This window comes from Pseudonocardia sp. OZ21, assembly GCF_059359135.1.
The window spans coordinates 122,488-134,913 of record NZ_JCADBN010000004.1 but is presented as its reverse complement, the minus strand read 5'-3'; the positions used below and the strand labels follow the sequence as shown (position 1 = coordinate 134,913).

9 protein-coding genes are annotated in these 12,426 nt (G+C 73.6%); 5 read left to right on the top strand and 4 right to left on the bottom strand.

Annotated features, from left to right (window positions below; translation table 11 throughout):
- Positions 1-36: 36 nt before the first annotated feature.
- The gene (locus AC5L35_RS10470) at positions 37-597 is read left to right on the top strand and encodes an ATP-dependent Clp protease proteolytic subunit (RefSeq protein WP_495059389.1); all 561 of its coding nucleotides are present in this window, start codon (positions 37-39) and stop codon (positions 595-597) included.
- A gap of 175 nt (positions 598-772) precedes the next feature.
- Here AC5L35_RS10470 and AC5L35_RS10465 read toward each other — a convergent pair whose 3' ends face one another.
- From AC5L35_RS10465 to AC5L35_RS10455, 3 genes are all read right to left on the bottom strand, one after another.
- Positions 773-1,396 (bottom strand): TetR/AcrR family transcriptional regulator, encoded by a 624-nt coding sequence (locus AC5L35_RS10465; protein ID WP_495059388.1) that lies wholly within the window; start codon positions 1,394-1,396, stop codon positions 773-775.
- Positions 1,397-1,441: 45 nt separating this feature from the next.
- The gene (locus AC5L35_RS10460) at positions 1,442-3,685 is read right to left on the bottom strand and encodes a heavy metal translocating P-type ATPase (protein WP_495059821.1); all 2,244 of its coding nucleotides are present in this window, start codon (positions 3,683-3,685) and stop codon (positions 1,442-1,444) included.
- A gap of 119 nt (positions 3,686-3,804) precedes the next feature.
- Entirely contained in the window at positions 3,805-4,737 is a 933-nt protein-coding gene (locus AC5L35_RS10455) for a DUF8832 domain-containing protein (protein WP_495059387.1), read from the bottom strand.
- Between the two features lie 175 nt (positions 4,738-4,912).
- Between AC5L35_RS10455 and AC5L35_RS10450 the strand changes: the two genes are divergently transcribed.
- From AC5L35_RS10450 to AC5L35_RS10435, 4 genes are all read left to right on the top strand, one after another.
- Positions 4,913-5,923: an alpha/beta fold hydrolase gene (locus tag AC5L35_RS10450; protein ID WP_495059386.1), complete on the top strand. Its 1,011-nt coding sequence runs from the start codon at positions 4,913-4,915 to the stop codon at positions 5,921-5,923.
- Between the two features lie 94 nt (positions 5,924-6,017).
- Positions 6,018-7,190: an adenylyltransferase/sulfurtransferase MoeZ gene (gene moeZ, locus AC5L35_RS10445; RefSeq protein WP_495059385.1), complete on the top strand. Its 1,173-nt coding sequence runs from the start codon at positions 6,018-6,020 to the stop codon at positions 7,188-7,190.
- Positions 7,191-7,640: 450 nt separating this feature from the next.
- Entirely contained in the window at positions 7,641-10,460 is a 2,820-nt protein-coding gene (locus tag AC5L35_RS10440; RefSeq protein WP_495059384.1) for a hypothetical protein, read from the top strand.
- Positions 10,461-10,544: 84 nt separating this feature from the next.
- The gene (locus AC5L35_RS10435; protein ID WP_495059383.1) at positions 10,545-11,375 is read left to right on the top strand and encodes a TIGR02569 family protein; all 831 of its coding nucleotides are present in this window, start codon (positions 10,545-10,547) and stop codon (positions 11,373-11,375) included.
- 10 nt (positions 11,376-11,385) lie between these two features.
- On the opposite strand, the gene AC5L35_RS10430 is transcribed toward AC5L35_RS10435, so the two are convergent.
- On the bottom strand, positions 11,386-12,396 hold the full coding sequence (locus AC5L35_RS10430) for a M28 family peptidase (protein WP_495059382.1): 1,011 nt from the start codon (positions 12,394-12,396) through the stop codon (positions 11,386-11,388).
- Positions 12,397-12,426: the final 30 nt, after the last annotated feature.

Below are 12,426 nucleotides of genomic sequence, written 5' to 3'. Positions count from 1 at the left end.
ACTGAGGGCGGACCGGCCGCCGTTAGCGTCCGCGCCATGACCACGCCAAACGGTGCAATCACCCTCGACGACTCGGTGTTCGACCGCCTGCTGCGGGAGCGGATCGTGCTGCTGCGCGGGGAGATCGACGACGCCGTCGCCACCCGGATCGTCGCGCAGCTCCTGCTGCTCGCCGCGGAGGACCCGGCCGCGGACATCACGCTCTACATCAACTCACCCGGCGGCTCGGTGTTCGCCGGGCTGGCCGTCTACGACACGATGCACGCCATCGAACCGGACGTGTCCACAGTGGCCACGGGGATGGCGGCGTCGATGGGGCAGTTCCTGCTCACGGCCGGCGCGCCCGGCAAGCGGTTCGCCCTGCCGCACGCCGACGTGATGATGCACCAGCCGTCGGGCGGCGCCGGCGGGGCCGAGTCGGACATCGTGATCCGCGCCGGGATGCTGACCGCGTTGAAGCGCCGGATCGCCGAGCTCACCGCCGAACACTCCGGGCAGCCGATCGAGAAGGTCGTGGCCGACTTCGACCGCGACCGGTGGTTCACCGCGAGGGAGGCGGCCGACTACGGGCTGATCGACCGCGTGATCAGCCGATAGGGACGGTGGCCGGCTCGCGCGCTTGAGATGGGCGACTCGCGCGCGCAGGACGGGCGACTCGCGCGCTTGAGGCGGGCGACTCGCGGGACCGGGGTGGGCGACTCGCAGGACCGGGGCGGGCGACTCGCGGGGGCGGGGTGGGCGACTCGCGGGGTGGGGTGGGTGGGCGCGTCGGTCAGGACTGGACGAGCGGGAAGCCCGCGAGGCCGCGCCAGGCCAGGCTGGACATCAGCGCGACCGCCTCGTCGCGCGGCACGGCCTGGTCGGAGTCGAGCCAGTACCGGGCGGCCACCTGGCTGAGCCCGACGAGCCCGACGGCCAGCATGCGGGCGCGGGCGGCGTCGAGTCCGGCGTCGGTGGTGACGGCGTCGGCGACCGAGTCGATGCAGCGGGTGAGCGCCCCGTCCACCACGGCGGCGGCCTCCGGCTCGCTGCGCAGGTCGGACTCGAACACCAGGCGGTAGGCCTGGCCCTCGCCCGCCACGAAGTCGAAGTACGCGCTGACCGCGCCGTGGACCCGCTCCTGGTTGTCGGTGGTGGTGCTGATGGCCTGCTCCACGCGGGTGACCAGCTCGTCGGCGTAGGTGGTGAGCAGCGCCCGGTAGAGCTCGAGCTTGCCGGGGAAGTGCTGGTAGAGCACCGGCTTGCTGACCCCGGCCCGTTCGGCGATGTCGTCCATCGCCGCGGCGTGGTAACCGTGGGCTGCGAACACGTCACGGGCGGCCAGCAGCAGCTGGGCCCGTCGTGCTGTGCGGGACAACCGGCCACCGCGCTGCGCCGGCGCCGACGTCTCGGACATGCGGATCGCCTCCGTTCGTCCGCCCGGCTGGGCGGAGTGCACACCCTACCGGTGGGTAGGACGGAATCCACGCAACCGCAGGCTGTTGGTCACCACAAACACCGAGCTGAACGCCATCGCGGCTCCCGCGATCATGGGGTTCAGCAGCCCGGCGGCGGCCAGCGGCAGGGCGGCGACGTTGTAGGCGAACGCCCAGAACAGGTTGCCCTTGATCACGGCGAGGGTGCGCCGCGACAGCCGGATGGCGTCGACGGTGTCCAGCAGGTCGCCGCGAACGAGGGTGAGGTCGCTCGCCTCGATCGCGGCGTCGGTGCCGGTGCCCATGGCCAGGCCGAGGTCGGCGGCGGCCAGCGCTGCCGCGTCGTTGACCCCGTCACCGACCATCGCGACGACCTTGCCCTCGGCCTGCAGCCGCTTCACCACGGCGGCCTTGTCCTCCGGCGCCACCTCGGCGATCACCGCGTCGGCGGCGATGCCGACCTCGGCCGCCACGGCGCGCGCGGCGGCCCCGTTGTCGCCGGTGAGCAGCATGGCCGTGAGACCGAGCCGGTGCAGTTCACGCACCGCTTCCGCGCTGCTGGGCTTCACCGTGTCGCCCACGACGACCAGTGCCCGCGCGACCCCGTCCCAGGCCACCCCGACGGCCGTGTTGCCGTCGGCCTCGGCTGCGTCCCGGGCCGCCGCGAGGTCGGGAGGCAGCGTGATGTCGTGCTCCGCGAGCAGCGCCGGACGTCCGACGAGCACCGCGTGCGCCACCACCTCCCCGGTCGCGTCGTCCTTCGACAGGAGCTCCGCGACCACGCCGCGCACGCCGAGCCCGGGGAGGCTCTCGAACTCGGCCACACCGGGGAGGGTTCCGGTGGCCGTCTCGGCGGCCGCGGCGATCGCGCGGCCGATCGGGTGCTCGGAGGCTGCTTCCACGGCGCCGGCGAGACGCAGCGCCGGGTCCTCCTCGACCCCGTCGACGGTGTGCACGCCGCGGACCTCCATGGCGCCGGTGGTGACGGTGCCGGTCTTGTCCAGCACGACGGTGTCCACCCGCCGGGTGGACTCCAGCACCTCCGGGCCCTTGATGAGAATCCCCAGCTGCGCGCCGCGGCCGGTGCCGACCAGCAGGGCCGTGGGCGTGGCCAGCCCCAGTGCGCACGGGCAGGCGATGATCAGCACGGCGACCGCGGCGGTGAAGGCCGGGGCGGCGCCGTCGCCCGTGCCCAGCCAGAACCCCAGCGTCGCGACCGCGATCGCGATCACCACCGGCACGAAGATCCCCGAGACCCGGTCGGCGAGGCGCTGCACCGCCGCCTTGCCGTTCTGCGCGTCCTCGACGAGCCGGGCCATCCTGGCCAACTGGGTGTCGGCTCCGACCCGCGTGGCCCGCACGACGAGCCTGCCCCCGGCGTTGACGCAACCTCCGACGACCGTGTCGCCGGGGCGGACCTCGGCAGGAACCGACTCGCCGGTGACCATCGACGCGTCGACGGCCGAGCTGCCGTCCTCCACCTCGCCGTCGGTGGCGATCGTTTCGCCCGGACGGACGACGAACCGGTCGCCGACGCCGAGCCGGCCGATCGGGATGCGCACCTCGGACCCGGCCCGCAGCACCGAGACGTCCTTCGCGCCCAGGTCGAGCAGGGCCTGCAGGGCCGCGCCCGCCCGGCGCTTGGAGCGGGCCTCGACGTACCGGCCGGCGAGGATGAACACCGTGACCGCAGCGGCGACCTCGAGGTAGATCGCGTCCGCCCCGGCGCCGGGTGCGACGGTGAAGGTGAACGGGTGGGTCATCCCCGGGGTGCCCGCGGTGCCGAGCAGGAGCGCGTACAGCGACCAGCCGAGCGCGGCGAGCGTGCCCATCGAGACGAGCGTGTCCATCGTGGCCGCGCCGTGGCGCAGGTTGGCCCACGCCGCCCGGTGGAACGGCCACGCCCCCCACGCGACGACGGGCGCGGCGAGGGTGAGCGAGATCCACTGCCAGTAGGTGAACTGCAGCGCGGGCACCATCCCGAACGCGACCACCGGCGCGGCCAGAACGGTCGAGAGGATCAGCCGGTGGCGCAGCGCGTGCGTCGGGTCGAGGGCGGCGGTCGGAGTCTCACCGGGTTCGGCCGACGGCGGCCGAGGCAGCTCTGCGGTGTAGCCGGCCGCCTCCACCTGCTCGACGAGCGCCGCCGGCTCCACGTCGGCCGGGTAGTCGACGCGCGCCTTCTCGGTGGCGTAGTTGACCGTCGCCGTGACGCCGGGGAGCTTGTTGAGCTTCCGCTCCACCCGGTTGGCGCAGGACGCGCAGGTCATGCCCCCGATGCTCAGCTCGATCCGGCTCAGGGCGGCCGGCGGTGCGCCGCCGGTGGCGGGGTCGGGCGTGGTGGGGGAGATCAGTGCCTGGTCGATCGACGATTCGCTGGCCAGGTTGCTCATCGAGCCTCCCGCGTCGGGACGGTGAACTCGGCGGTGCGGACTGTGCCGTGGTGCCGGAAGTTGAGGAAGAGGCGGTAGGTGCCGGCAGTGGGCACGTCGGCGGTGAACGCGATTCCCGGCCCGGAGCGGTCGGTGGGTGCCGGCGTGGCGGCGTCGGGATGGACGTGCAGGTAGGTGAGGTCGCTCTGGCGCAGCGCGACGAGATGGCCGAACGCGCCCAGGTAGGGCTCGAGGTCGGTGACCGCCGCGCCATCCCGGCTGACCGTGGCGAAGACCTGCGACGGGCCACCGGGGACGAGATCGCCGTCGAGACGCACCTGGTAGCCGTCGACCAGCGCCACCCGGGAGGGCGCTGACGGGATCGGCTCGAAGTCGCCCGCGGCGAACAGGTCGGTGCCGAGGACGAGTTCGGGTCCGCCGGTGGGGACGAAGTCGGCGTAGACGCGGTACACCCCGGCCTCGCGGAGTGTGATCGGGACGCGCCAGACGCCACCCGGGCCGAGTGTGGGATGCAGATGCTGGAAGCCGGAGGCGTCGCGCCGCACGACGATGAGATGCAGCCGCTTCTCGTGCTCGACGTCGAACGCCGTGACGGGCCTGCCGTCCGAGCCGGTGATGGTGAAGGCGAACTCGCCGGAGGCCCCGGGACGGTATGTGGTGGTCTTCGGGACCAGTGTGTAACCGGCCGCCGTGTCCACGAGACCCGCGGACACGACCTCGTTCGACCCGTGGGAGTGCCCGGCGGCGGGGGCGGCAGCGGTGGGGTGGCCCCCGGCGCCGTGCATATCGCCGCTGGTCGGCAGCGGCGCGGCCACGGGCGGTGCGGGTGCGGGTGTGGTGACACCGACGGCAGCGCCGATGCTCCACGCCGCCCCGAAGGCCAGCGCCAGCGCTGCCGCGTAGGCCGACAGCCGCACCGCTGCGTTCATCCCCCGCCTCCCGTTGCTCCCGTCTGTACAACGGGCGCGACGCCGTTTCGATAGCGCCATTGGCCGTGAAAATACCAGAGGGGGGTATTTGATACCGGCTTTCGCACCCCACTGCGGGGTGGCAGCGAGGGCCGGAGGGTGGCCGCGGCGCCTTCCATCAGGTATTCCTCGGTTGGTGTCCTCCGCCGCGCACGCCTTCGTCCGCCCGTTCGTCGGCCGGACCGCGCCTGCTCCGGTGGCCCCGGAGGTGGCGCCGCTCGCCGACCCCGCCACCATGCCCCGCCGCGACCCGCACCAGCAGCCGTGGCCGGGCCGGGAGGTCACCTCGGGTGGGGTGACGTTGCACGTGCGCGAGACGCCCGGCCCGGACGGCGTGGTGGCCGTGTACGTGCACGGGCTGTCCGGCTCGGCCACGAACTGGACCGACGTCGCAGGCCTCCTCAGCCCGCGGGCGGAGGGGATCGCCGTCGACCTGCCCGGCTTCGGGCTGTCGCACCCGCTCGCCTCGCGCGACTACTCACCAGCAGGACACGCCGATGCGCTGCTGTGCTTCCTGGCGGGCCAGGGCCGTCCGGTGCACCTGCTGGGCAACTCCTTCGGCGGCGCTGTCGCGATGACCGTGGCCGCACGGCGTCCGGAGCTCGTCCGCACGCTCACCCTGATCTCGCCCGCCGTCCCGGACCTCCGGCCTGATCCGCGCCGGGTGTCCGACCCCCGGATGCTGCTCGCGATGCTGCCGGTGCTCGGCCGATGGGCCAGGGCGGAGCTGGCGGCCCAGAGCCCGCGGGCCCGGGCCGACCAGGTGGTGCGGCTGTGCTTCGGCGACCCGAGCCTCGCCACCGAGCACCGGCTCGCGGAGACCGCCGCGGAGTTCGAGGCCAGGGCCCGGCTGGAGTGGGCGCGGGAGGCCGTCGAGCTCACCGGGAAGGCGATGATCGCGAGCTGGCTGCGGAGGGGATCGCTGTGGTCGACGGCGGCCAGGGTGAAGGCGCCGACGCTGGTGGTGTGGGGCGACCGGGACCGGCTCGTGGCGCCCCGGCTCGCTCGGCGCACGGTCGCGACGGTGCCCGGGTCGCGACTGCTGATGCTCCCCGGCGTCGGACACGTCGCCCAGATCGAGGCCCCCGACGAGGTGGCACGGGCCGTTGCCGGCATGTGGGATGCCGTGGCGGCAGGTCGCTGGTAGGACTGGTCGTACGGGGAAGATTCGGCCCGGTCACGGCGTTCCCCTCAGCAGGTATCGAAGATCTCGCAGGACGACCGAACGAGGAGTTCCCACCATGGCGTTACCGCCGCTCGTGGAGCCGGCCGCCGAACTGACCAAGGAAGAGGTGGAGCGCTACAGCCGCCACCTCATCATCCCCGACGTCGGGATGGCTGGTCAGAAGCGGCTGAAGAACGCGAAGGTGCTGGTGGTCGGGGCCGGCGGCCTGGGCAGCCCGGCGCTGTTGTACCTGGCCGCAGCGGGCGTCGGCACGCTCGGCATCGTGGAGTTCGACGTCGTCGACGAGTCCAACCTGCAACGGCAGGTCATCCACGGCCAGTCCGACGTCGGCCGGTCGAAGGCGGAGTCGGCGCGCGACTCCATCAAGGAGATCAACCCGTTCGTCGAGGTGCGGCTGCACGAGACGCGGCTCGAGAGCTCCAACGTGCTCGACGTCTTCCGGGACTACGACCTGATCCTGGACGGCACCGACAACTTCGCCACGCGCTACCTGGTGAACGACGCCGCGGTGTTGCTGGGCAAGCCGTACGTCTGGGGCTCGATCTTCCGCTTCGAGGGTCAGGCGTCGGTGTTCTGGGACGACGCCCCCAACGGCAAGGGCCTCAACTACCGCGACCTCTACCCCGAGCCGCCGCCGCCCGGGATGGTGCCCTCGTGCGCCGAGGGTGGCGTGCTGGGCGTGCTGTGCGCGTCGATCGGCTCGATCATGGTCAACGAGGCGATCAAGCTGATCACCGGCATCGGTGAGCCGCTGCTCGGCAGGCTGATGGTGTACGACGCCCTCGAGATGAGCTACCGCACCATCAAGATCCGCAAGGACCCGAGCTCGCCGAAGATCACCGAGCTGATCGACTACGACGCGTTCTGCGGCGTGGTGTCCGACGACGCGCAGTTCGCGGCGGCAGGCAACACGATCACCGCCCTCGAGCTGAAGGAGATGATCGACGCGAGCAAGGACTTCGCGCTGATCGACGTCCGGGAGCAGAACGAGTACGAGATCGTCAGCATCCCGGGCGCCACGCTCATCCCGAAGGACCGCATTCTTTCGGGAGAGGCGCTGTCGGAGATCCCGCAGGACAAGCCGGTGGTGCTGCACTGCAAGTCGGGCGCCCGGTCCGCCGAGGCGCTGGCCGCGTTGCACAAGGCGGGTTTCAAGGACGCCGTGCACGTCGGCGGCGGCGTGCTGTCGTGGATCAAGCAGGTCGACCCGTCACTGCCGTCGTACTGAGCTGCGGCGGGATATCACCTCAGCGCGCGCGGTGAGGCCGATACCCGAGCAGTAGCACCGAATGTCGTAACAGAGGGCCGGGTCGCCGAGGCGACCTGGCCCTTTCTGTACGGAGAGTGACCCTGACCAGGGGCGCCGCGCCGGATGGAGCAGTGACAAAAGATCGTCTGTCCGGGTACCGTTCCGATCTCGGAAAGATCAAGACGGATCCTGCGGCGCCGTGGCGTTGGGGTGCGCGCAGTGCGCAGCAACGGTGGCCTGACGGAGCGGCCGCCGTTTCGGCGCGCCGTCCGTCACCCGGCGATGGGGGTCGCACTGGTGGACGACAACGCGAGACGCTGCGCCCTGCCCGGGTGCGACACTCCGATCGAGGACATTCCGGGGAGGGCCACCCGGCGCTACTGCTCGGCGGCGCACCGCGTTGCTGCCCGCCAGGCCCGGCGCGCTTCCATGCGACCCGATCAGAACGCGCGTCTCGCGGAGACCCTGCCGTGGCTCGTCGAACCCGTCGACGAGGTGCCGGCCGAGTACCCGCGCAACCGCGCCGGACGCGTCGAGAGCCCGCGCGCCGAGGTGGCCGCCCCTCCCGTCCGCAGCTCGCGGGCCGGCGGCATCGCCGCCCGGGTGCGGGCCGGGCTGGTCCGCGGCGCCGACGAACCGCCGACGCGGAGACGGCGAGCCGTTGCGGTGCTGGGCGTCGCGGGGATCCTGGCAGGTGGTTACGCCGTCACGGCGTCGGAACCGGCGAGCACGGTTCGCGCCGTGCCCGCCCAGCCCGCGCCGGGGCCGGAGTCGGAGACCGAGTGGGTCGCCCGCGCGCAGGTCACCCTGACGTCGGTGAACCGCCAGCTCGACACGATCGCCCAGACCGAGGACGCCTGGAACCGGCTGCCGGAGGAGCGCCGTGCCGCCGTGTCACCGGAGCCCGTGCAGGCGTTGAAGGACCGCAAGGCCCTGCTCGAACGGCGCAAGGCCACCCTCCAGTCGCAGATCGACACCTATCGCTCCCTCGACCGCACGAAGGACGACCTCAAGCTCACCGAGCAGCACCTCGACGCGGTGGAGAAGGCGCTGCAGGACCCACCGGCCGAGCCACAGCGCTCCCCGGAGCAGGCGTCGGTGATCGCCGCCCTCGACGAGCAGCGCGACCTGCGCCTGCGCCAGCGGGACGCGAAACGCGAGGAGTTGGAGAGCCTCGAGAAGGGTGTGGAGAGCGCGCTGCGCGCCCCCCTGCCCGACGACGGTCAGGCGACCGCCGAGGTGAGCAACGAGGTCCTCGACGTCATCCGGACCGGTGGTCGCGGCGGCGGCGACGAACGCAAGCGTGGATCCGCCCCGCGCCGGCCGGATGTCCTCGCACGCGAGGAACGGCAGCAGCGGGAACGCCAGGACACTCCGACCGGCGGTCCCCCCGACCCCCGTGGCCCGGGCGACGAGACGGCGAAGCGCAGCGGCGACCCGGATCGGCGCCCGGCCGGAGCCGACCGCAGCGGGCAGAGCGGCGACAACCGCATCGGCCCGGTGGTCGGGCTCGGGGGCGCCGTGGCCGACCTGGTGACCGGTGGAGGCGAGCGCACCCGCGACAACGGCGGGGCTCGCGCTGCAGGCGGCGGTGCCGACCGCCGCCCGGACGCCGCACGCACCAGGGGTGATCGGAGCGACGGCGGTGCCCGGTCCGGTGTTGCGTCGGCTGCGTCCGGTGCAGTGGCCGGGGTGGCGGGTGCCGTCGGGGGCGTGCTGGGCGGTTCCGGGGCGGGCGACGGTCAGCGTGGTGGCGGTGAGGACGGCGGCAGCCGCAACGGAGGCCGGGAGAACGGCGGCCGGGGCGGTGTCGCGTCGCCCGCGTCCGGTGCGGTGGACGGGATCACGGGCGCGGTCGCGGGCGTGCTGGGCGGCGGCGCGACCAGCGACGGTCAGCGCGGTCGTGGTCGCGGTCAGGACAGGGCGCGTGACAGTGACCGGGGCGGCGATGACGGGGCCCGCGCGGGTGGTGGAGCGCGGTCCGGTGTTGCGTCGGCTGCATCCGGTGCGGTGAGCGGGATCGCCGGTGCCGTCGGGGGTGTGCTGGGTGGCTCCGGGGCAGGTGATGGTCAGCGTGACCGCGGTCAGGACGGCGGGAGCCGTGACAGCGATCGGGACGGCGGCCGGGAGAACGGTGGCCGGGGCGGCGATGGCGGGCCCCGTGCGGGTGGCGGTTCGTCCTCGGGCGGGGGTGCCCGGTCCGGTGTCGCGTCGGTTGCGTCCGGGGCGGTGGACGGGATCGCCGGTGCCGTCGGCGGCGTGCTGGGTGGCGGTGCCCGGGAGGACCGCAGTGAGAGCGGCAGCCGTGCGGGTCGCGGGCAGGACGGTCGCGGTCAGGACAGCGGTGGCCGGGACGCCGCGCGCACCGGCGGTCGAGGGGCCGGCGGCGGGAACCGGGATGCCGGAGAAGCCGGTGGCCGGGAGAGCGGTGGCCGGGACAGCGGTGGTGCGACCGCCGGCAACCGCTCCGGGGGTAGCGGCTCTTCCGGGGATGACCGCGCCGCCGGCCTGATCCGGCAGGTCAGCCGGGTGATCGGCGGCGAGGGGTCCGGGGGGAACCGGTCCGGCGGCCAGTCGGACGCCGGCAGCGGGAGCCGTGGCGACCGGGACAGCGGCGACAGCGGCCGCGCCCGGTCGGGCGGTGCCAGTGAGGGCCGGAGCGGCGGCGAGAGCGGCCGGGCCCGGTCGGGAGACCAGAGCGGTAGCCGCGGCGGCGGCGAGTCGTCGGGCGGCAGCCGGTCGGGTGGCGGGTCGTCGCGCGGCTCCGGCGACCAGGGTTCTGGCAGCCGGGGTGGCTCGTCGTCCGAGGCGAAGATGGCCCGGGCCGTGCTCGGTGCGGTCGGTGCGGCCCGGCAGATCGACTCGGCTCTGCGTAGCCGCGGGGGGTCCGACGGCGACAGCGGCTCCGACCGTTCCGAGAAGTCGGCCCGCTCCGGCTCACGCGAGAGCGGCGGGTCGGGAGGCTCCGGGCGGAGCCAGAACGCGAAGCGCGCCGATTCGTCGGAGTCGAGGTCGTCGGAGTCGAGGTCGTCCGAGTCGCGGTCGTCGCGGTCGGACGGGGAGTCGTCGCGGTCGGAGTCCTCCGGGTCGAAGGCTCCTCAGTCGAAGGCGCAGCGGCTGAAGTCCCAGGAGTCGGGCCGGCGACAGTCCGAAGGGTCGTCGGGGCGCAGCCAGGGCAGCGGATCGAAGGCCGAGAAGGCGTCGCACGACTCGAGCCGGCAGTCGTCGTCCGGCTCGTCGGACGACTGACGTGCGCGGCCGATACCACGCACAACGGGATCAGCTCCGCGTGGCGGTCCCGTCCCACGGCGTGTCGCAGGTAGCGTGCCGACCGTGACAGGTGTCCCCGTCCTCCCGCAGGTCGCCCTGGTCGGGAGCGCCTTGCCACAGCACGTCCGCACGGCGTTCGGCGTGGGGGAGTCCGAGCCACGCCCGGTGGTCTGGGCGGGCCGGCGCGCGTGGCACTGCGGGGACGTCCTGGTCCGGCCGGTTGCCGACAACGCGGTCGCCGCGTGGTCGGCCCGCGTACTCGAGGGGCTGGAGGTGGAAGGGCTGAGGCTGGCGCGCCCGATCCGCTCCTCCGACGGTCGGTGGGTGGTGGCCGGCTGGGCTGCGAGCCGTTTCGTCGCGGGCACCATCGAGCCGCGCCACGACGCGGTGGTCGAGGTCGCCACCCGGCTGCACGCGGCCACCGCCGCGCTGCCCCGGCCGCGGTTGCTCGACGATCGCGACGACCTGCTCACGCGCTCCGCGGCGGGAGCGTTCGGGGAGCGCAGGCTGGCGCTCGACCAGGCAAAGGGCGGCGAGCTCTACACCGCGCTGACCACCTACCGCAGGCCGATCCGGAGCGCCCCGCAGGTGGTGCACCCCGAGCTGTTCGGCGCCGTCCTGTTCGACCACGACGGCCGGCCGGCGCTCATCGAGCTGACGCCCGGCTGGCGCCCGAAGGAGTGGGCGGCGGCCGTCGTGGTGGTCGATGCGCTCGCATGGGGCGGCGCCGACGACGAGCTCATGAAGCGGTGGGCTCGCCTGTCGGAGTGGCCGCAGATGCTGCTGCGCGCGCTGCTGTACCGGCTCGCGTTGCACGCCCAGCACCCCGAGGCCTCGGCGCGCACCCTGGCCGGTCTCGACCGGGTGGCGCGCCTGGTGGCTCCGCTGCTCTGACGAGCAGGTGTCAGCGGGCCGGTACCTCCGACGACGTGGCGAACCGTGCGACGGTGCCGGCTATCGCGTCGGTGAAGTCGTCGAGCGCCCCCCGGTCGAGGGTGGCGGCCCGGTCGCACGCCGCGTGGTAGCAGACGTCGTAGACCTGCCCGGCCTGCCCGCCCCAGGCCTGTGCCTGCTCGGGCGTCATGACGCCGGCGTCACCGGCGAGGACGCCACCGGAGGGGATCCCGGCTTCGACGAACGGGGCGTAGTCCGAGTCGCCCTCGAACGGGTACAGCTCGGCCGTGATGCCGGTGGCGGCCATCTCCTCCATGAGCACGCGGCCCACTGCGGCCGACCCGGGTGGCCCGGACCGGGAGCCCCGGCCGCTCGCGCCGCCCTGGACGAAGTAGGCGGCGTTCGGTGAGGCCAGCATGTCCAGGTTGAGATAGAGGGCGATGGCGGCCCGGTCCTGCTCCGAGAGCCCCTCGACGTACTCGGTGGAGCCGACCATGTCGTCCTCCTCCGCTCCCCAGAATGCGAAGCGGACGGCGTTGGTGACCTGCGGGGAGCCGCCCATCCGCGTGGCGATCTCGAGGAGGGTGGCCACACCGGAGGCGTTGTCGTTGATCCCTGGGCCCTCCGGCACCGAGTCGAGGTGTGCCCCGGCCAGCACCACGCGGTCGGGCGAACCGGTGCGGGTCTGCGCCACGACGTTGCGGATGAGGCTCTGCTCACCACGGTTGCGGTACCTGAAGGTCGGGGTGGTGACATCGAAGCCGGCGTTGCGCAGAACCCCGACCACGTAGTCGACGCTCGCGTCGTAGCCCGGTCCCGGCGAGGCGCGGTTGCCCCCGTTGCGGTCCGCGATCTGTTCCAGCGCCGACGCGTGGGTCATGGCGCCCGCGCCGGTCGCACCCTCCACCAGTTGGCTGCGCAGCGGACCGGCGTCGCTGGGGACGGGCCCCGGGTTCGAGCCGGTCGACGTGCAACCGGCGAGAACAGCGGCGATGACCGCGAGGACACCTGCGGTCCACACGGCGGATCGGTGCCGGGCCCCGGACGGGTG